Origin of the sequence: Streptomyces sp. MI02-7b, from assembly GCF_033793585.1 — a bacterium.
GTDB lineage: Bacteria > Actinomycetota > Actinomycetes > Streptomycetales > Streptomycetaceae > Actinacidiphila.
The window spans coordinates 1-19,599 of the sequence record NZ_JARAWX010000037.1; the positions used below are offsets into that span (position 1 = coordinate 1).

The 19,599-nt window shown below is 73.5% G+C and carries 10 protein-coding genes; 3 read left to right on the top strand and 7 right to left on the bottom strand.

The genetic code is table 11. From position 1 onward, the window contains the following. Window positions 1–423 precede the first annotated feature (423 nt). Complete coding sequence (locus PV364_RS37365; RefSeq protein WP_319665386.1) at window positions 424–987, bottom strand: MarR family transcriptional regulator; 564 nt, start codon at window positions 985–987, stop codon at window positions 424–426. Between the two features lie 116 nt (window positions 988–1,103). On the opposite strand from PV364_RS37365, the gene PV364_RS37370 reads away from it, so the two are divergent. Next, window positions 1,104–2,351 carry an MFS transporter gene (locus tag PV364_RS37370; RefSeq protein ID WP_319665387.1) on the top strand — a complete coding sequence of 416 codons (1,248 nt, stop codon included), beginning with the start codon at window positions 1,104–1,106 and terminating at the stop codon, window positions 2,349–2,351. 7 nt (window positions 2,352–2,358) lie between these two features. On the opposite strand, the gene PV364_RS37375 is transcribed toward PV364_RS37370, so the two are convergent. Continuing rightward, complete coding sequence (locus PV364_RS37375) at window positions 2,359–4,008, bottom strand: SpoIIE family protein phosphatase (protein WP_319665388.1); 1,650 nt, start codon at window positions 4,006–4,008, stop codon at window positions 2,359–2,361. A gap of 118 nt (window positions 4,009–4,126) precedes the next feature. Continuing rightward, the gene (locus PV364_RS37380) at window positions 4,127–5,506 is read right to left on the bottom strand and encodes an NAD(P)/FAD-dependent oxidoreductase (protein ID WP_319665389.1); all 1,380 of its coding nucleotides are present in this window, start codon (window positions 5,504–5,506) and stop codon (window positions 4,127–4,129) included. 295 nt (window positions 5,507–5,801) lie between these two features. Here PV364_RS37380 and PV364_RS37385 point away from each other — a divergent pair, with 295 nt between their 5' ends. Further along, a complete protein-coding gene (locus tag PV364_RS37385; RefSeq protein ID WP_319665390.1) occupies window positions 5,802–6,527 on the top strand; it encodes a helix-turn-helix domain-containing protein in 726 nt (241 codons plus the stop codon). 277 nt (window positions 6,528–6,804) lie between these two features. Next, a complete protein-coding gene (locus PV364_RS37390) occupies window positions 6,805–8,580 on the top strand; it encodes a sigma-70 family RNA polymerase sigma factor (protein WP_319665430.1) in 1,776 nt (591 codons plus the stop codon). A gap of 3 nt (window positions 8,581–8,583) precedes the next feature. Here the strand turns inward: PV364_RS37390 and PV364_RS37395 are convergent, their stop codons facing one another. From PV364_RS37395 to topA, 4 genes are all read right to left on the bottom strand, one after another. Continuing rightward, window positions 8,584–9,282 (bottom strand): DsbA family oxidoreductase, encoded by a 699-nt coding sequence (locus PV364_RS37395; protein WP_319665391.1) that lies wholly within the window; start codon window positions 9,280–9,282, stop codon window positions 8,584–8,586. 25 nt (window positions 9,283–9,307) lie between these two features. Beyond that, complete coding sequence (locus PV364_RS37400) at window positions 9,308–12,631, bottom strand: AfsR/SARP family transcriptional regulator (RefSeq protein WP_319665392.1); 3,324 nt, start codon at window positions 12,629–12,631, stop codon at window positions 9,308–9,310. Window positions 12,632–13,327: 696 nt separating this feature from the next. Further along, window positions 13,328–16,300 (bottom strand): dTMP kinase, encoded by a 2,973-nt coding sequence (gene tmk, locus PV364_RS37405; RefSeq protein WP_319665393.1) that lies wholly within the window; start codon window positions 16,298–16,300, stop codon window positions 13,328–13,330. A 112-nt stretch (window positions 16,301–16,412) separates the two neighbouring features. After that, on the bottom strand, window positions 16,413–19,259 hold the full coding sequence (gene topA / locus PV364_RS37410) for a type I DNA topoisomerase (RefSeq protein WP_319665394.1): 2,847 nt from the start codon (window positions 19,257–19,259) through the stop codon (window positions 16,413–16,415). Window positions 19,260–19,599 lie beyond the last annotated feature (340 nt).

Sequence of the window (19,599 nt, forward strand, 5' to 3'; positions counted from 1 at the left end):
GGAAGCTTCCTTCGAGACCGTTTCACCGGCCCCTCCGGGCTTTCCCTTCGTTGTCTCCAGCTTAGCAGATCCGATTTCCTTCTCTGCCACCCTCTGGAGCGGGTGTGCCGTCCGGCTTTCGCTTTTCGGCTTTTCCGACTGTATCAGACCGTTTCCGGCCTGATCCCCCGTCAGCGGGGCTTGTCCTCCCGGCTGTTGGGCCGTTCCGACGGGTTGAACGTTAGCGGATCAATGGCGCCCGATGCCAATCGAGCAATTCCGCCGATCCTCATTCCGAAAGCGCGCACGAAAACGAAACGACTACTCGTCGTTCGTTCGGAAACTTGCTTCGGGATGGCCGCCCGGGAACCGGTGCAGGCGAACTGTTCACCAGCGGGCAACCCGGAGAACACTACGGATCGCGGATGCGAGTGTCAAACCGGGTCAGTCAAGGTCCTTGAGCCTGCCGCCGGCGTCGGGCTGGTCGGCCTCGACGCGGCGCAGAAGGCGGGTCAGCAGGTCGCCCAGGACGGAGCGTTCGTCCGGGTCGAGGTCCTGGAGGAGGTCGCCCTCGAAGGCGGCGGCCATCCGCATGGTCTCGAGCCACTTGCCGCGGCCCACGTCGGTGAGCTCCACGATGACGCGGACCCGGTTGGACTCGTCGCGTTCACGGGTGACCAGGCCCTCGGAGACCATCCGGTCGATGCGGTGGGTCATCGCGGCAGGGGTGAGGCCGAGTCGCTTGGCGAGGTCGCCCGGGCCGAGCCGGTAGGGCCGGCCCACCACGACGAGGGCCTTGAGGACCTCCCATTCGGCGGCGGTGATGCCGACCGCGGACAGGTGGCGGCTGTAGCCCACGTGGAGGCGCCGGTTCAGCCGGCCGAGTGCCGTGACGATCTTCTCGACCTGGGGGTCCACCTCGGGGAACTCGCGTTGGTAGATCGCGATCTGCTCATCGAGGTCCAGCTCCTGAGGGGAGTTGGACTGGCCGTCGCCTGCGCTCGTCATGGCACGAGTGTGCCATGGAACTCATTGGCCCTAAAGACTTCCGTTGTGTACTGTTCAACTTCGAACTTTACTGTTGAAGTCTTAGCACTTGAGGACTTCTGACCTAAGGGGTGAGTGTGACCACCGCGATGGGCGCCGCGCTGCGCCGGATCCAGCTGGGCAACGCGCTGAGCGCGTTCGGCAACGGCTTCACCGTGCCGTTCCTGTTCGTCTACGTGTCGCAGGTACGCGGCCTGGGAGCGGGGACCGCGGGTGTCGTGCTGTCGGCGTTCGCCGTCGCCGCCCTCGCCGTGCTGCCCTTCACCGGGCGGACGATCGACCGGAACGGCCCGCTGCCCGTACTGCTGGCCGGGGCGATGGCGTCCGCGGTGGGCGCGCTGGGCTTCGGCCTGGCGACGAGCGCGCCGCTGGTGATCGCCGCTTCGGTGGTGATGGGCGCCGGCATCGCCGTGATGCAGCCCGCGCTGGCGACGCTCATCGTGTGGTGCTCCACCCCGACGACACGGTCGCGGGCCTTCGCGACCCAGTTCTTCCTGAGCAACCTGGGGCTCGGCATCGGCGGACTGCTGGGCGGACTGCTGGTCGACACCGCGCGGCCGGGCTCGTTCACGCTGCTGTTCTCCGTCGAGGCCACGATGTTCGTCGTGCTGGCCGCGGTGGTGGCCTCCGTACGGCTGCCGAGGACGTCCCGGATGGAGGCGGCGCCGACGGAGCGCGCGGCGAGCGGTTGGCGGGCGTTGCTCCGGGACCGGGCGATGATCCAGTTGTGCGTACTGGGCGGGGTGCTGTTCTTCGCCTGCTACGGGCAGTTCGAGTCGGGCCTGTCGGCCTACGCGGTCGAGGTGACCAAGGTGTCGCCGTCGACACTGGGCATCGCGCTGGCGGCGAACACGGCGGCCATCGTGGTCGCGCAGTTCCTCATCCTGCGGCCGGTGGAGCGGCGGCGCCGCAGCCGGGTCATCGCGGCGGTGGGTGTGCTGTGGGCCGTGGCCTGGGTCGTCGCGGGGCTGTCCGGGCTCGTGGGCGACGCGCACGCGATCGCGACGGCGATGCTCATCTCCACGTACGCGCTGTTCGGGCTCGGCGAGGCGATGCTGTCGCCGACCGTCGCGCCGCTGGTGGCGGACATGGCACCGGAGCGGATGGTCGGCCAGTACAACTCCGCCTTCGCGTTGGTGAAGCAGCTCGCGATGGCCGTGGGGCCCGCGGTGGGCGGCCTCATGGCGGGTGCCGGGACGTACCCGCAGTACATCGTGATGCTGGTCGCCTGCTCGCTGGGGGTCACCGTGCTGTCGCTGCGCCTGGGACGCCGGCTGACGGTCCACCAGGACGCGCCGCTGACGGAGCCGGTGCTGGCCGCGTAGTCCGCCCTCAGGTGGGGAGCGCGAACTCGCACCACACCGCCTTGCCGCCGCCCGGCGTGCGCCGGGAGCCCCAGCCGGAGGCGATGGTGGCGATGATCGAGATGCCGCGGCCCGCCTCGTCGACCGGTTCGGCGCGGCGGCGGCGCGGCAGGTGGTCGTCGCCGTCGGTGACCTCGATGATCAGCCGGCGGTCGGTGCGGCGCAGCCGCAGCCGCATGGGCGGCACCCCGTGCTGCAGGGAGTTGGCGACCAGTTCGCTCGCGGCGAGCACCCCGAGGTCGACGAGCTCGACGGGGAAGCGCCACGAGGTCAGGACGCCCTGCGCGAAGGCACGGGCGCGGGGGGCCGCCTCGACGCCGCCGAGCAGTTCCAGCGACGCGTTGCGGAAGAGCTCGGAGTCGGTGCCCTCGCGCTGCGGGTACTGCAGGACCAGGACAGCCACGTCGTCGGCGTGCTCGGAGGTCACGCCGAGCGCGCGCAGCAGGCGGTCGCAGATCACCTGCGGGCTGCCGGTGGCGCCGGCGAGGGTGTTCATCAGGGCGGAGACGCCCTCGTCGATGTCCTCGCCCCGGCGTTCGATCAGGCCGTCGGTGTACAGGACGGCGGTGGCGCCGGGGCCCAGCGGCACGGTGCCCGAGGTGTGGACCCAGCCGCCGGTGCCGAGCGGGGGACCGGTGGGCTCGTCGGCCCGGTGCACGGTGCCGTCGGCGTCGCGGACGACGATCGGCAGGTGGCCGGCGGACGCGTACGACAGCCGGCTCTCGCTCGGGTCGTGGACCGCGTAGACGCAGGTGGCGATCTGCATCGCGTCGATCTCGGCGGCGAGTCCGTCCAGGAGCTGGATCACCTCGTGCGGGGGCAGGTCGAGGCGGGCGTAGGCGCGGACCGCGGTGCGCAGCTGGCCCATGACGGCGGCCGCGCGCACACCGCGGCCCATGACGTCGCCGATGACCAGGGCGGTGCGGCCGGCGCCGAGGGTGATGACGTCGTACCAGTCGCCGCCGACGGCGGCGTCGGTGCCGCCGGGCTGGTAGGTCGCGGCGACGCGCAGGTCGTCGGGCTGTTCGAGCTCCTGGGGGAGCAGGCTGCGCTGGAGGGTGACCGCGGTCGCGTGCAGACGCCGTTCGCTCTCGCGCAGTCGCTCGGCGGCCTGCACCTGGTCGGTGACGTCGGTGGCGAAGACCAGGACGCCGCCGGTGTCGCCGCCGTCCTTCACCGGAACGGGGCTGCACGTGATCGTGAAGTAGCCCTGCCGCGTGGCGGTGGCGACCTTGCGGGCCTTCACGGTGCGGGGTTTGCCGCTGCGGAACACCTGGTCCATGAGGGGGAGCAGGCCGAGCTCGGCGAGCTCGGGCAGTGCCTCGCGGGCGGGCTCGCCGGGGGTGCGGGGGCCGAAGACCTCCGCGTAGGCCTCGTTGACGTAGCCCAGGCGATGGGCTGAGCCGTGCGTGACCGCGATGAGCGCGGGGAGCCGGGACAGCACCTCCCGCACGGGGAGCGCGTCGAGGGTGTGCGCCGGCGCGTCGGCGTGTTCCCCCGCCTGGCCGCGTGCCGCGGGGACCGCCCCGCCGGAGGGGGGTTCGGTGCTCGCGGCCGCCGCCTGGGCATTGCGACGTTGTGTTCCGGGGAGCCGGGCGCTCCAGCGCGTGAGGTTCAAACGTCCGATTCCTCGTATTTGTCACTCTTTGCAGGTGCTGACGCACGCATGGTCACAGGGTCCAGTGTGGCCGACCCGCCGCTCCGGGGGAATCGGCGACCGCATCCGCACTGGTCGGTCAGGGCGCGTCGGGTTTGCGGCCGGCGCCCGCGGCGAGCTCGAACTCCGCGCGCGGGTTCTCCAGGGAGCCGAGCGAGATGATCTCCCGTTTGAAGAGCCCGGACAGGGTCCATTCGGCCAGGATGCGCGCCTTGCGGTTGAAGGTGGGCATCCGGCTGAGGTGGTACGCGCGGTGCATGAACCAGGCAGGGTAGCCCGTGAGTCTGCGACCGTAGACCTGTGCGACGCCCTTGTGGAGCCCGAGGGAGGCGACCGACCCCGCGTAGGCGTGACGGTAGTCGCTCAGGGGCCCTCCGCGCAGGCTCGCGACGATGTTGTCGGCCAGCACGCGGGCCTGGCGCAGGGCGTGCTGGGCGTTGGGGGCGCACAGCGCGTCCGGGTCGCCGGAGGCCAGGTCCGGCACGGCGGCGGCGTCGCCCGCCGCCCAGACGTTGTCGGTGCCGTCGACCCGCAGGGTGGCGGCGCAGCGGACGCGGCCGCGGTCGCCCAGCGGCAGGCCGGTGCGGGACAGGACCGGGTGCGGCTTGACGCCGGCGGTCCACACGATCGTGCGGGCGGGCAGCCGCGAGCCGTCGTCGAGGGCGACCACGCGCTTCTCGCAGGACTCCAGCCGGGTGTTCAGCCGGACGTCGATGTTGCGGCCGCGCAGCTCGCGGACGGCGTACGTGCCCATCTCCTCGCCGACCTCGGGAAGGATGCGGCCGGTGGCCTCGACCAGGATCCATTTCAGGTCGTCGGCCTCGACGTTGTGGTAGTAGCGCACGGCGTGGCGGGCCATGTCCTCCAGTTCGGCCAGCGCCTCCACGCCCGCGTAGCCGCCGCCGACGACGACGAACGTGAGCGCGGCGTCGCGGACCTCCACGTCCCGGGTGGAGGAGGCGATGTCGAGCTGCTCCAGGACGTGGTTGCGCAGGCCGATGGCCTCCTCGACGGTCTTGAAGCCGATGCCGTGCTCGGCGAGGCCGGGGATGGGCAGCGTCCGGGAGACCGAGCCGGGGGCGATGACCAGGTGGTCGTACGGCAGCAGGAGCTCGCCGGAACCTTCCTCCTCGGTGGCGAGGGTGGCCACCGCGGCGATCCGCCGGGCGTGGTCGATGCGCCGGGCCTCGCCGATGACCAGCGTGCAGCGGTCCAGGACGCGCCGCAGCGGGACCACGACGTGCCGCGGGGAGATGGAGCCCGCCGCCGCCTCGGGGAGGAAGGGCTGGTAGGTCATGTACGGCTGCGGTTCGACGACGACGATCTCCGCCTCGTCGCGCGCCAGCTTCCGCTGCAGTCGCAGGGCGGTGTACATGCCGACGTATCCGCCGCCGACCACCAGGACGCGCGGGACCGCGGACTCGCGGCCCGCGCCGGACGGCTCCTTGAGTGCTGCCATCGTTCCATGAGGCAATGCCCGCTCGGGGTTTGTCCACAGGGCGTACGGCAATGAATGGCCGAATCCTGTTGTCCGGCAGGTCACGGGCGGGTTCCCCACCGCCCTGAAGTGCGTGGGCGCGGACACGGCGGCGCGGGTACTCCGATCGTGGGTAGGTTGCCCCTTCATTCTTGACCTGCCCTCAACTATGTTCGTATCCCGTCGGGGTGTCCCTGTGGCGAGCTGTCGCAGCGGCCCGGCGATCATGGGGTGGGGAGTCTCCGGGGGGAGACGCGATTTTCCGGGGGATACACATATGCATATTCAGGACCCTCATTGGGCGCCCGCGGCATCGATGGCGTCGGTGGCCGGTGGCGCAATCGATCCCGGCGGCCACATCGGTGCAGGTGGGGGCGCGGGAGCCGGCAGCCGCACGTCCCCGCTGCGGGTCGACGCGCAGCGGAACCTGGAGCACGTGCTGCGGGCCGCGCGCGAGGTCTTCGGCGAGCTCGGCTACGGCGCGCCCATGGAGGACGTCGCGCGCCGGGCCCGGGTGGGCGTCGGCACGGTCTACCGGCGGTTCCCGAGCAAGGACGTGCTGGTGCGGCGGATCGCCGAGGAGGAGACGGCGCGGCTGACCGAGCAGGCGCGCGCCGCGCTCGGCCAGGAGGACGAGGCCTGGTCGGCCCTGTCGCGCTTCCTGCGCACGTCCGTCGCCTCGGGCGCGGGACGGCTGCTGCCGCCGCAGGTGCTGCAGGTGCAGCCGGCGGGGGCCGAGGAGGCACGGGTGCCGCAGCAGCGCGGCGCGGCGGAGGACGCCGCGTCCGGTGCCGGGATCACGGCGCTGCTGGAGGTCGTCGGGCAACTGGTGGAGAGGGCGCGTACGGCAGGTGAGCTGCGGGCCGACGTGTCCGTGGCCGACGTGCTGCTGGTGATAGCCACGGCGGCGCCCTCGCTGCCCGACCCGGCGCACCAGGCGGCCGCCTCCGCACGGCTGCTGGACATCCTGCTCGACGGCCTGCGGTCCCGTCCGGGGGCGTGACGCTGCCCCGTCCGGGTGATGGTGCTCGGTCCGGGGAGTGAAAACTCCCCGGACGAGTGGTTCCGATGTTTGGCAGGTCATCGGAAGCGACGCTTGTGCCACGCTTACGCCCGTGGATGAAGGAAACGGGGAGCCGGAGCCCGCCCCCGAGGCGGGATCGGACTCCGGCGAGGAGCAGTCCTCCGGTCGCGTGCCGGGCCAGCGGGAGCCGCTGGCCGAACGTCGTGAGGCCCCCGTCCCGGGCAGTCGGCCGTCGGACGACCGGCCGACCGTGGAGATGCCCTCCGCGAAGACGGCGGAGCCGGCCACCGCGGACGCGCCCGTGTCCGACGCCGACCTCGTCGCGCGGGTGCGCGGCGGGGACGACAGCGCGTACGAGGAGCTGTACCGCCGCCACGCCGCCGCCGTGCGCCGCTACGCGCGCGGTTGCTGCCGCGACACGCACACCGCCGAGGACCTGACCGGCGAGGTCTTCGCCCGCACGCTGCAGGCGATCCGCGGGGGCAGCGGTCCCGACGCGGCGGTGCGCGCCTATCTGCTGACCACGGTGCGCCGGGTCGCCGCCTCCTGGACGGGCAGCGCCAAGCGTGAGCAACTGGTCGACGACTTCGCGGTGTTCGCGGTGTCGGCGGCCGGTTCCGGTACGGCGGGCGAGACCACGGACCTCGGCGCGGACGTACGCGCCATGCAGGTGGCCGAGCGGTCGTTGGCCATGCAGGCGTTCCGCACGCTGCCGGAACGCTGGCAGGCGGTGCTGTGGCACACCGCCGTCGAGGAGGAGTCGCCCAGCCAGGTCGCGCCCCTGCTCGGACTGACCGCGAACGCGACGGCGGTGCTGGCCCACCGGGCGCGCGAAGGACTGCGCCAGGCCTATCTGCAGGCGCACGTCTCCGCGTCCCTCACCGCCGAGGGCGGCTGCGCCCAGTACGCCGACCGGCTGGGCGCGCACGCCCGCGGCGGTCTGCGGATGCGGGCCGACCGGGAACTGCGCAAGCACTTGGAGGAGTGCGCCAAGTGCCGCCTCGCGGCGGCCGAGTTGGCGGACGTGAACGCGGCGCTCAAGGGCCTGCTGCCGGTGGCGGTCATCGGGTGGTTCACCGCCTCGTACGCCGTCAAGGCCGCCGGTGCCGCCGCCGCGGGAGCGGCGGCGGCCGCGGGTGCGGGTGCGGGTGCCGCGGCCGGAGGTTCGGCGGGCGGCGCCGGCGCGGGAGCCGGTGGCGCCGCGGCGGCCGAGGGCGTCGGCGCGCCGCTGAAGATCGCCGTCGTGACGGGCGTGGTCGTCGCCGCCGCCGGGGTGGCCGTCGCGCTCGCCCTGTCCGGCAACGACACACCGCCGCGGCCGCAGGCACACAGGAAGCCGTCGGCCGCCCCGGCGGTGCCCCGGCAGGCACCGACGCCGGCACCCTCGAAGGCATCGCCGGCACCCGCCCCGCCGGTCTCGCGGCCGCCGCACAGGCAGGCCCCGCTCCCCACCCCGAAGCCGGTGGCAGAGCCGAGCATCACCCCCGCGGCGGCACCCAAGCCCACCCCGACCCAGCCGCCGACCGTGACACCCGCGCCGACGCCCACGCCCCCGCCCCCGCCGACGCCCAGCCCCACCGTCGAGCCGACCCCGCCGCCGGAGCACCGGGTCTTCGCGCTCAACCAGTTGGGCTACGGCGGCCCGGGCACGTCGGACCGTCCGGTGATCCGCATCGGCGACTGGATGTGGCAGCGCTGGAGCCTCGCCATCGACGGCACCCGGTACGCGGGCGGCGTCACCGTCGCCGCGCCGTCCTCCGTGACGATCGTGCTCAACCGCTCCTGCAGCGCGTTCGACGCGGTCGCCGGCATCGACGACCTCTCCCTCGGCCTCGGCGCCGCGCGCTTCTCCGTCTACGGCGACGGCACACGCCTGTGGCGCTCCGATGTGATCCACGGCGGTGACCCGGGCGTGCCCGTCCATGTGCCGATCGCGGGCTCCAAGACCGTCCGCCTGGTCGTCGAGCCGAGCCGCCGGCTGCACCTGGCGAACGTCGCCGACTGGGCGGGCGCCCGCCTCAGCTGCGACTAGGAGCTACGGGGCCGGTACCTCGCAGGCGTCATCGGTGCAGGCGGCGGCGTCGCCCGCGACGGGGGCGGTGCCCGTCTCCTGCGCCACCTGCTCCAGCACGCGCAGGAAGGTGGACGTCTCCTGACCGCCCTGGACGGCCCACTTGCCCTCGAAGACGAAGGTGGGGACGGCGTTCACACCGATCGCGCGGGCCTCGTCGATCTCGGCGAGCACCTCCTCGTGTCCCTCGTCGCCGGCGAGGAACGCGGCCGCCCGGTCGCGGTCGAGCCCGGCCTCGGCGGCCAGCGACGCCAGCGTCTCGCGGTCGCCGACATCGGCGCCCTCGGCGAAGTGCGCAACGAGCAGACGGTCCTTGAGCGCGGCCTGCACAGCCGGGCCGTAGTCGGTGAGGGCGTGCCAGAGCAGCCGGTGGCCGAGGAGGGTGTTGTTCTCGATGGCGCGGTCGAAGTCGAAGGCCAGGCCCTCGGCGCGGCCGAGCTCCTCCAGCCGGGCGTCCATGGCGGTCGCCTGCGGTCCGAAGCGCTTGCTCAGGTAGGCGCGGTGCGGTTCGGGCGTCTCGGACTTCTCCGGGGAGAGCTGGAACGGCCGGTAGACCACCTCGACCTGGCCGGCCTGCGGGAACGCGGCCAGCGCACGCTCGAAACGGCGCTTGCCCACGTAGCACCACGGGCAGGCGATGTCGCTGTAGATCTCGACCTTCATGCGCACTCCATCATCGGTTGAAAGCTCAAAGATGCAACGCGCCGCGGGACCGCCGCAATCCCGTCGGCCAGGCCGCGATCGCCTCCGCCATCACGTCGTACGCCCCCGTCCCGCCCAGTTGGTTCCCCCGCGCGCGGGCCGCCTCGTACGCGGTGTCGCCCAACGCGGCGCGAGCCGCCCCCTCGACGGCCCGGACGCCCTCCTCCTCGGGGACCGGGCGCGGCAGCCCGGACCGCAGTCCGTCCGCCGCGCCGTGCAACAGGGCGGCACGGGCCGGGTCGCCGAGGGCCAGCAGCACTTCGGCGCCGTACTCGACCACGGCCGCGAGCCGGATCTCCGCGCAGTAGCCGCCGACGCCCGCGCGGACCGCGTTCGCCAGCCCGGCCAGGGCACCGGCCGGATCGCCCTCGGCGGCCAGGATCCGGGCCGCGAGGCTCTCGCAGAGCAGCTCGAAGTCCGGCGGCGGCGTGCCCATGCTGCCCTCGCCCCGTGCCAGCTCGCTCAACTCCCGGGCACGCGGCACGTCGTCGCGCCGCAGCAGGATCTGCGCCAGCAGCACCCGGATGTAGGCGCGGGCGTCCCACACCCCGTACTGCTCGGCCTCCTCGGCCGCTTGGATCAGCAGCTTCTCGGCCCGCTCGTCGTCCCCGGAGCGGTACGCCAGCTCACCCATCCGGGAACGGACGAAGATGCCCTCCACGTGCGCGCCCAGTTCCGAGCCGTACCGCAGCGCCTCCTCCAGATCCGCCTGCGCCGCCTCGTAGTCGCCGTAGGCGAGGGCCATCTCGGCGCCGGCCTCGCACACCTGGGCGCGCATCCACCGGTCGCCGATCCGCTCGCTGAGCTCCAGCAGCTCCGGCCAGTCGTCGTCGGCCCGGGCCAGTCCGCCCGGCAGGTCGATGGTGATGTGGGTACGGAACATCAGCGCGGCCGCCAGCTCCCAGTCGCCCCCGTACCGGCGGCAGCTCTCCACCATCGCATCCGCGTGCTCCCGGATCCTGCCGTGGCGGCCCAGGATGTAGTCGGAGAACGGCCAGAGCATGCCGGGGAAGCGTGCGGAGTGCGGGCTCGGCTCCTCGTAGGCGGCGATGACGCGGGACGCGAGCTCCAGCATCGCCGGGCCCTGGATCACCTCGCGCGCCACGGTGTCGCTCACGACGAAGAGGTGCAGCAGCCGCAGGTTCATGCGCGGCCAGAAGCCGGGAGCCTCACGGTCCTCGGGGAGATCGGTGGCCTCGACCAGCCGCTCGATCCACGCCGTCGCCTCGTCGCGATAGTTGCGCAGCCACCAGAACCAGCCCATGTGCAGGACGAGCGCGATCGCGTCGTCGTACTCCGCCGCCCCGATCGTGCGGTCCAGGGCGGCGCGGACGTTGTCGAGATCCGCCTCCATGCGCGCGGCCCACACCAGCTGGTCAGGACCGCGCATGCCGGCATCCGCGGCACCGGCGAACTCCAGCCAGTACGCGGTGTGCCGGGCGGCGGCCGCCGCCCGGTCCTCGGGGTCCGCGGCGGCGCGCTCCACGGCGTACTCGTGGATGGTCTCCAGGAGCCGGTAGCGCACCTCCTCCGCGCTGTGCTCCACCACGATCAGCGACTTGTCGGCCAGTTGCCCGATCAGCTCCAGCGCGTCCTCGCCGCACACCGCCTCGGCCGCCGGCAAAGTGCAGCCGCCCGCGAAGACGCTCAGCCGGCGCAGCGCGGTGCGCTCGGCCCCGCTCAGCAGGTCCCAGCTCCAGTCGACGACGGCCCGCAGCGTCTGCTGGCGCGGCAGCGCGGTACGGCTGCCGCCGGTCAGCAGCCGGAAGCGGTCGTCGAGCCGGTCGGCGATCTGGCGCGGCGACAGCACCCGCAGGCGTGCCGCGGCCAATTCGATCGCCAGCGGCAGGCCGTCCAGGCGGCGGCAGATCTCGTCCACCGCCCCGGTGTGGTCGCGGGAGGCGTCGAACCCGGGACGCACCGCCGCCGCGCGCTCCACGAACAACCGGCGCGCGGTCGGCAGCGGCAGCGGTTCCACCGGGCGCACCGTCTCGCCCGGCAGGCCCAGCGGCTCCCGGCTGGTGGCCAGCACCGTCACCCCCGGGCAGGCGGCCAGCAACCGGTCGGTGAGCGCGGCGGCGGCGTCGACGACGTGCTCGCAGTTGTCCAGAATCAGCAGAAGGCGGCGCTGCGCGCAGAACTCCAGCAACCGCGCCGTGGGATCGGCGTCGGCGACGCCGCGCACCTCCCGGGCCGCCGCCAGTACCGCGGTGTCGCGGCGCCCGACCGCGCTGAGCACCGCGTCCGGCACGGCCGCGGGATGGTCCAGGGCCGCGAGCTCGGCCAGCCACACCCCGTCCGGGTAGGCGTCGGCCGCCTCGGCCGACTGGGCGGCCTCCTGCGACAGCCGGGTCTTGCCCGAGCCGCCCGGCCCCGTCAGGGTCACCAGGCGCCGCCGGCCGTCCGCCAGGCTCCTGCGGAGCGCGACCAGTTCCGTCTCCCGGCCCACGAAACTGGTCAGCCGGGCCCGCAGGTTCCCCGTACGGGGCGCCCGCGCCGGGTCCGGTACGGGTCCCGGTCCGGGTCCGGGTCCGGGTCCGGGTCCGGCTGCGGGTCCGGCTGCGGGTCCGGCTGCGGACAGCAACTCAGCGTGCAGCGCGCGCAGTTCGGGGCCCGGATCGGTGCCCAGCCGGTCGGCGAGCGTGCGCCGGGACTCCTCGTACGCCCCCAGCGCGTCCGCCGAACGGCCCGTCGCGCGCAGCGCGCGGATCCACTGCGCCCGGAACGGCTCGTGCAGCGGGTGCTCGGCCACCAGGCCCCGCACCTGCGGCAGCACCTCCACCGCCCGGCCCAGTGCCAGGTACGCCTCGATGCGGTGGTACGTCGCGGTCAGCCGCAGCGCCCCCAGCCGGGCGGCGGCCGCGCTCCGGTCCGGCAGGTCCGCCAGCGCGGGGCCGCGCCACAGCGCGAGCGCCCGGCCGAGGATGTCCGCGGCGCGTTCGGCGTCACCGGCGTCCAGAGCGGCGGCCCCCTCGCGGGCCAGGCGCTCGAACACGTTGAGGTCCACGTCGTCCGGGGACGCGATCACCAGGCGGTAACCGCCCGGACCCGACGCGACGGCCTCCCTGCCGTCCCCGAGGGCGCGGCGCAGCCGCGACACCAGCGCCTGCAGGGCGCCTGCGGCGTCCTGGGGAGGGTCGTCGCCCTCTCCGCCCCACACCTCCGCGATCAGCGCCTCCGGCGAGACGGGGTGCGGCGCGTGCAGCGCCAGGGCGGCAAGGAGGGCGCGCAGGCGCTTGCCGGTGCCCAAGGGCACGGGGGCGCCGGTTGCGCTGCGCGCGTCTGTGGGGCCGAGTATCAGGTACCGCACGAGGCCATTCTCCTGACGTTTGGCTCCGCCGTTCCCGGGTGAGGTTTTTTCCCCGCCCTCCCGCCCTCCCCCAACCTTCGGCCGGGGGTGCCCCCAGCCCTGTGAAGTCAGGGCGCCCCGACGCGCGTGCGGGGTGGGCCGGGTGCGGGGCCTCCGGGGCCGGCCATTCTGGACAGCACATTTCGGTGCCTCCGGTACCTGCCGTTGATCACCCCGGGTCATGCACCCAAATATGCTCCACAATCCAGAACACCCACCCTCCCCCAGCCTCCGGCCGGGGGTGCCCCCACCTCCCCCGCCCCCTCCGTTTCGTCATGCGCCTGATCCCCGGTGGGGGGTGGAAGCGGCACCGTGCCCGGGGCCACCCGTTGGCGCAGCGCGGTCCGCGGGGCCAGCCGTCACCGCCTACAGCACCCCCACCGGCCCGGGAGGGGGTGTGGCGGGGTCCTCCCCCAGCGGTAGCTGCGGGAGCGACGAGCGGCGACTGCGCGGGCCGATGCCGGACGATGTTGGGGTAACCGGCGAGCGCCGAGGTGGGGGCACCTCCCAGCGGCAGCGGGGGGCGCACCCCGGCGCGGCACCGACCCCCACACCCACGCAGCGCAGGACCGCACTTACCGCGCCGGGCTGGGGGCACCCCCGGCCGAAGGCTGGGGGAGGGCGGGCGCGGGAAAAGCCTCCCCGGTCCGGGGTCCCTCAGGGACGGGGGTCCTCGGGGTCCCGCGGACCCAGCAGCTCGTCCGCCAACGTGGGCAGATCGTCCAGCGGCGTCTCCTCCGCCCACGACGGCCTCGGCCGCCTCGGCTTCGCCTCCGCCTCGGGGACGGAGGGCAGCTCACGCGTCCGCTCGTTCCCCGACTCGGGTTCCTCCTTGCGGAAGAAATCGGAGGGAAAACGCTCGTCCGGGCGAACGGGCGGGATGACCGCCGTTTCGTCGTCCGCGCGGACGGGCCGCAGGACCGCGGTCTCCGCGACGTCCGGGTCGGCGGGGACGGGCCGCAGCACCGCCGTCTCCTCCTCGGCCGCCGGCGCAGCCGGCACCGCGGGCAGCACCGCGGTCTCGTCGTCCGCGGCCGGCGCCGCCGGCTTGGGCGTCTCGACCGTGACCGTCGCGTCCTCGGCCTCCGCCTCGGCCGCGAGCCGCGCCTCCTCGGCCCGGAGCAGCGCCTCCTCGGCCTTGCGCTGGCGCTCGAGGCGTCGTTCCTCCGCCTCGGCGCGGAGCCGGGCCTCCTCGTCGGCCTGGCGGCGACGGCGTTCCTGCTCCTCGTGGAGGGCGCGCTCCTCGGCCTCGCGGCGCACCCGCTCCTCCTCGGCGAGGCGCCGGGCCTCCTCCGCGCGGCGGCGCGCCGCTTCCGCGGCGGCCTCCTCGGCCTCGCGGCGGGCGGTCTCCTCGTCGAGGCGGCGGCGCTCCTCCTCTTCCTGGCGGAGCTTCTCCAGCTGGGCCTGGCGTTCGCGCTCGAGCCGCTCCTCTTCGGCCTTGCGGGCGGCCTCCTCCTCGGCGAGGCGACGGGCCTCCTCCTCGGCGGCGATGCGTGCCTTCTCGCGGGCCTCGATCTCCTTCTCCGACAGGGGCAGGACCTGGTCGAGCCGGTGGCGTATCACCGTGGTGACGGCGTCGGGCTCCTGTGCGGCGTCGATCACCAGGTAGCGGGCCGGGTCGGCGGCGGCGAGCGTGAGGAATCCGGCGCGCACCCGCTCGTGGAACTCCGCGGGCTCGGACTCCAGCCGGTCGGGTGCCTCGGTGAAGCGCTCGCGGGCGGCCTCCGGGGAGACGTCGAGCAGCACGGTGAGGTGCGGGACCAGGCCGTCGGTCGCCCAGCGCGAGATGCGGGCGATCTCGGTCGGCGCGAGGTCGCGTCCGGCGCCCTGGTAGGCGACGGAGGAGTCGATGTAGCGGTCGGAGACGACCACGGCGCCGCGCTCCAGGGCGGGGCGCACGACGGTGTCGACGTGCTCGGCCCGGTCGGCGGCGTAGAGCAGGGCCTCGGCGCGGTGCGAGAGGCCGGCGCTGGAGACGTCCAGCAGGATCGACCGCAGGCGCTTGCCGACGGCCGTGGCGCCCGGCTCGCGGGTGACGACGACCTCGTGGCCCTTGGCCCGGATCCAGTCGGCGAGCGCCTCTACCTGGGTCGACTTGCCCGCGCCGTCGCCGCCCTCGACGGCGATGAAGAAGCCGGTGGGCGCGGGGGCCTGGGCCGGGTCGCCGCCGCGCAGCGCCTCGCGGAGGTCACGGCGCAGCGGGACGCCCTGCCGGTCGTCGGCCTTGCCGAGGACGAGGGCGGCGACGGGCAGCAGCAGCGCACCGACGAGCATGAGGGTGTACGCGGCGCCGCCGTGGTCGAACGTGAAGTGGCCGCCTTCGACGCGGTGCGGGCCGATGCCGGCGGCGAGCAGAGGCGCTCCGATGACGCCGACCGCCATGAGGAGCCGGGTGACGGCGTGGAGGTGGTCGGTGGCCCGGGCCCGGCGGGACTCCTCGGTCTCCTGGTCGATCAGGGTGTGGCCGGTGTTGGCGACGACACCGGCCGCGAGGCCGGCGAGCAGGGCCAGCAGCAGCACGGTCGTCGGGTCCGGGACGATGCCGGCCAGCAGCAGCGCGAGGCCCGTGACGGCGACGGCGATCGCCAGCAGGCGGCGCCGGGACAGACCGGGCAGGATGCGCGGCGCGACGCGGATGCCGATCACGGGACCCGCGGTGAGGGCGAGCACCAGCAGGCCGTAGCCGACCGGCCCGCCGCCGAGGTCGGAGGCGTGCAGGACGGCGAGGCCGACGGCGGCCGCGACGGCCCCTGCGACGGTGGCGGTGCCGAGGACGAGCACCGGGACGGCACCGGTGCGCCCGCGGTCCGCGAGCCGCAGCCCCTGCAGCGGGGAGTGGAGCGGGGCGGTCCGGCCGCCGGGCAGCTCCAGGAAGTACACGACGGCGAGGGACGCGGCGAACAGCCCGGCGGCGACGTACGAGGCGAGGGCGACCTGGTGCAGGGAGAACCAGTCGACGCCGACCGCGAGGAGATTGCCGACCAGGGTGACGACGACGAGGCCCGCGGCGGCCAGCGGGAAGGCGACGAAACCGGTCCGCAGGTCGAGGCGGCGCAGCGCGTCGAGGTGGTCGGGCAGCGGCCGTACCGTTCCTGCACCCGGCGCCGGGGCGGGCAGCAGGGCCGGAGCGGCGCCGTCCTTGGCGACCGTCCACAGGCGTTCGGCCACACCGGCGACGAAGACGGTGACGAGCAGCCACGCGCCGGCCTTGCCGGGCACCCAGGTGATCCACAGCGGGGCCACGATGAGGAGGGCGACGCGCAGGACGTCGGATCCGATCATGGTCCAGCGCCGGTCGAGCGGCCCCTGCGGCCCGGTGAGTCCGCCCAGCGGGCCCAGCAGGACCGCGCCGAACAGCAGCGTGGCCAGCAGCCGGGCGCCGAAGACCGCGGCCACGGCGAAGGCCGCTCCGCGGTACCCGTCGCCGAAGGTCTGGGCGGCGACGCAGGCCTGCACGGTCAGCACCACCAGCACCAGCAGGGCGAGACGGTCGGCGACGGCACCGGTCAGCTGGGCGCCCCACAGCTTGCGCAGCGGTGGGATCTTCAGCAGCGCTCCGACCGCGCGTTCGCGCGAGTCGGCCGCGAGGTCGTCGGCGAACGTGTCCGTTGGCAGCTCGGATCGCGTCATCCCGCCAGCCTATCGGCAGCGGCCGCGGTCGTGACGGGCGCCCGTCACGACCGTTGAGAGGCCGTGACAACCGGCGGCGGGCCGGATTCCGCCGCCGCCGGTTCCCGTGGGGCTATTCCGCCGTTTTCTTCGCCGCGGCCGTCGTCTTCTTGGCGGCGGTCTTCTTGGCCACGGTCTTCTTCGCGGCCGTCGTGGTCTTCGCGGCGGCGGTCTTCTTCGCCGTCGTCGTCTTCTTCGCCGCGGTGGCCTTCTTCGCGGGGGCCTTCTTCGCCGTCTTCTTGGCAGGGGCCTTGGCCCGCTTCTCGGCGAGCAGTTCGTAGCCGCGCTCGGGCGTGATCGTCTCGACGTCGTCGTCACGGCGCAGCGTGGCGTTGGTCTCGCCGTCGGTGACGTACGGGCCGAAGCGGCCGTCCTTGACGACGACGGGACGCTCGCTGACCGGGTCGGTGCCCAGTTCCTTCAGCGGGGGCTTGGCGGCGGCGCGGCCGCGTGCCTTGGGCTGGGCGTAGATCGCGAGGGCTTCGTCGAGGGTGATCGTGAAGAGCTGGTCCTCGGTCTCCAGGGAGCGCGAGTCGGTGCCCTTCTTCAGGTACGGGCCGTAGCGGCCGTTCTGCGCGGTGATCTCGACGCCCTCGGGGTCGGCGCCGACGACGCGCGGCAGCGACATCAGCTTGAGCGCGTCCTGCAGCGTCACCGTGTCGAGGGACATCGACTTGAAGAGGGAGGCGGTGCGCGGCTTGACCGCGTTCTTGCCGGTCTTCGGGGTGCCCTCGGGAAGGATCTCGGTGACGTACGGGCCGTAGCGGCCGTCCTTGGCGACGATCTGGCGGCCGGTCTCCGGGTCCGCACCCAGCTCGAAGTCGCCGCTGGGCTTGGCCAGCAGTTCCTCGGCGAGTTCGACGGTCAGCTCGTCCGGCGGCATGTCGTCGGGGACGTCGGCGCGCTGCCCGGTCTCGCCCTCGACCTCGCTGGGCTTCTCCACGTACGGGCCGTAGCGGCCGACGCGCAGCACGATGCCGTTGCCGACGGGGAAGGAGGAGACCTCGCGGGCGTCGATGGCGCCGAGGTCCTCGACGAGTTCCTTCAGGCCGCCGAGGTGGTCCCCGTCGCCGTTGCCGGCGTCCGCGGCGCCGCCGACCGCCTCGGGGGTGTCGCCCTCGCCGAAGTAGAAGCGGCGCAGCCACGGCACGGCCTGGGCCTCACCGCGGGCGATGCGGTCGAGGTCGTCCTCCATCCGGGCGGTGAAGTCGTAGTCGACGAGCCGGCCGAAGTGCTTCTCCAGGAGGCCGACGACGGCGAAGGAGAGGAAGGACGGCACCAGGGCCGTGCCCTTCTTGAACACATAGCCGCGGTCGAGGATGGTGCCGATGATCGAGGCGTAGGTCGACGGACGGCCGATCTCGCGCTCTTCCAGCTCCTTGACCAGCGAAGCCTCGGTGTAGCGGGCCGGGGGCTTGGTCGCATGGCCGTCGGCGGTGATGTCCCGGGCGGTGAGCGCGTCACCCTCGGTGACCGCGGGCAGCCGGCGCTCGCTGCTGTCGAGCTCCGCGTTCGGGTCGTCGGCGCCTTCGACGTAGGCCTTCATGAAGCCGTGGAAGGTGATGATCTTGCCGGACGCGGAGAACTCGGCGTCGCGGCCGTCGCCGGCACGGCCGCCGACCTTGACGGTCACGGACTGGCCGACCGCGTCCTTCATCTGGGAGGCGACGGTGCGCATCCAGATCAGCTCGTACAGGCGGTACTGGTCGCCGGTCAGGCCGGTCTCGGCCGGGGTGCGGAAACGATCACCCGAGGGGCGGATCGCCTCGTGCGCCTCCTGGGCGTTCTTGACCTTGCCCGCGTAGACGCGGGGCTTGTCCGGCAGGTAGTCGGCGCCGTAGAGCTGGGTGACCTGGGCGCGGGCGGCGGTGATCGCGGTCTCCGACAGCGTGGTGGAGTCCGTACGCATGTAGGTGATGAAGCCGTTCTCGTACAGCTTCTGGGCGACCTGCATGGTGGCCTTGGCGCCGAAGCCGAGCTTGCGGCTGGCCTCCTGCTGCAGGGTCGTGGTGCGGAAGGGCGCGTACGGCGAGCGGCGGTAGGGCTTGGACTCGACCGAACGGACCGAGAAGGCGGCGCCCTCCAGGGCGGCGGCGAGCGCGCGGGCGGCGGCCTCGTCCAGGTGGAGGACGCCCGAGCCCTCCCTGAGCTGCCCGGTCGAGCCGAAGTCCCGGCCCTGGGCGACGCGCTTGCCGTCGACGGCGCTGAGCTTGGCGCCGAAGCTGCCGGGGTCGGTGGCGTCACCGGTCCGGCCGGTCGCGAAGGTGGCCGACAGGTCCCAGTACTCGGCGGAGCGGAAGGCGATGCGCTCGCGCTCGCGCTGCACGACGAGCCGGGTGGCGACGGACTGGACGCGGCCGGCCGACAGGCGCGGCATGACCTTCTTCCACAGGACCGGCGAGACCTCGTAGCCGTAGAGGCGGTCGAGGATGCGGCGGGTCTCCTGGGCGTCCACGAGGGTCTGGTTCAGCTCGCGCGGGTTGCGGACGGCTTCCTGGATGGCGTCCTTGGTGATCTCGTGGAAGACCATCCGGCGGACCGGGACCTTTGGCTTGAGGACTTCCTGCAGATGCCACGCGATGGCCTCGCCCTCGCGGTCCTCATCGGTGGCGAGCAGGAGTTCGTCGGACTCCTTCAGCAGGTCCTTGAGCTTCTTGACCTGGGCCTTCTTGTCGGCGTTGACAACGTAGATCGGCTGGAACTCGCTGTCGACGTTGACGCCGAGCCGCGCCCACGGCTGGCCCTTGTACTCCGCCGGCACTTCGGCGGCCCCGTTCGGGAGGTCGCGGATGTGCCCGACGCTGGCCTCGACGACATAGCCAGGGCCGAGGTAGCCCTTGATCGTCTTCGCCTTGGCAGGCGACTCGACGATGACGAGTCGGCGGCCGCCGCCCTCTGCGGTGTCGCGGGTCGGGGACAACTTCGCTCTTCTCTCCGGGTCGAAGGTGGTCTCGCTGCGGAGTGTGACCGTACATCCCGGTCCCGTGTCAAACGGGAAAAGTCCGCAACGCCACTCGAACGGTAACCCGACAAGCGTCCTGTCTGCCGCACGGACTGCCAGTCATGCCCGTTTTGTCCAGCTCGGAGGGTCAGGAACAGCCAGACCCCGACGAGCAGCGAAACGATCCCGAAAAAACCGGCCACGGCCGTCCCCAGCGTCCCGCCTCCCGGCGTCACCGGCTCGCTGCGCACGGCACGGGTGACCGTCCACAGCAGAAGGGCGCCGCCGAAGAGCGCGAACACCGTTCCGGCGAAGGTCC

Bases quoted from the DNA above. Each gene is read 5' to 3' on its own strand.
- PV364_RS37380 (WP_319665389.1), bottom strand. From the start codon at position 5,506: ATGGCAGCACTCAAGGAGCCGTCCGGCGCGGGCCGCGAGTCCGCGGTC.
- PV364_RS37385 (WP_319665390.1), top strand. From the start codon at position 5,802: ATGCATATTCAGGACCCTCATTGGGCGCCCGCGGCATCGATGGCGTCG.
- PV364_RS37365 (WP_319665386.1), bottom strand. From the start codon at position 987: ATGACGAGCGCAGGCGACGGCCAGTCCAACTCCCCTCAGGAGCTGGAC.
- tmk (WP_319665393.1), bottom strand. From the start codon at position 16,300: ATGACGCGATCCGAGCTGCCAACGGACACGTTCGCCGACGACCTCGCG.
- PV364_RS37390 (WP_319665430.1), top strand. From the start codon at position 6,805: ATGCCCTCCGCGAAGACGGCGGAGCCGGCCACCGCGGACGCGCCCGTG.
- PV364_RS37395 (WP_319665391.1), bottom strand. From the start codon at position 9,282: ATGAAGGTCGAGATCTACAGCGACATCGCCTGCCCGTGGTGCTACGTG.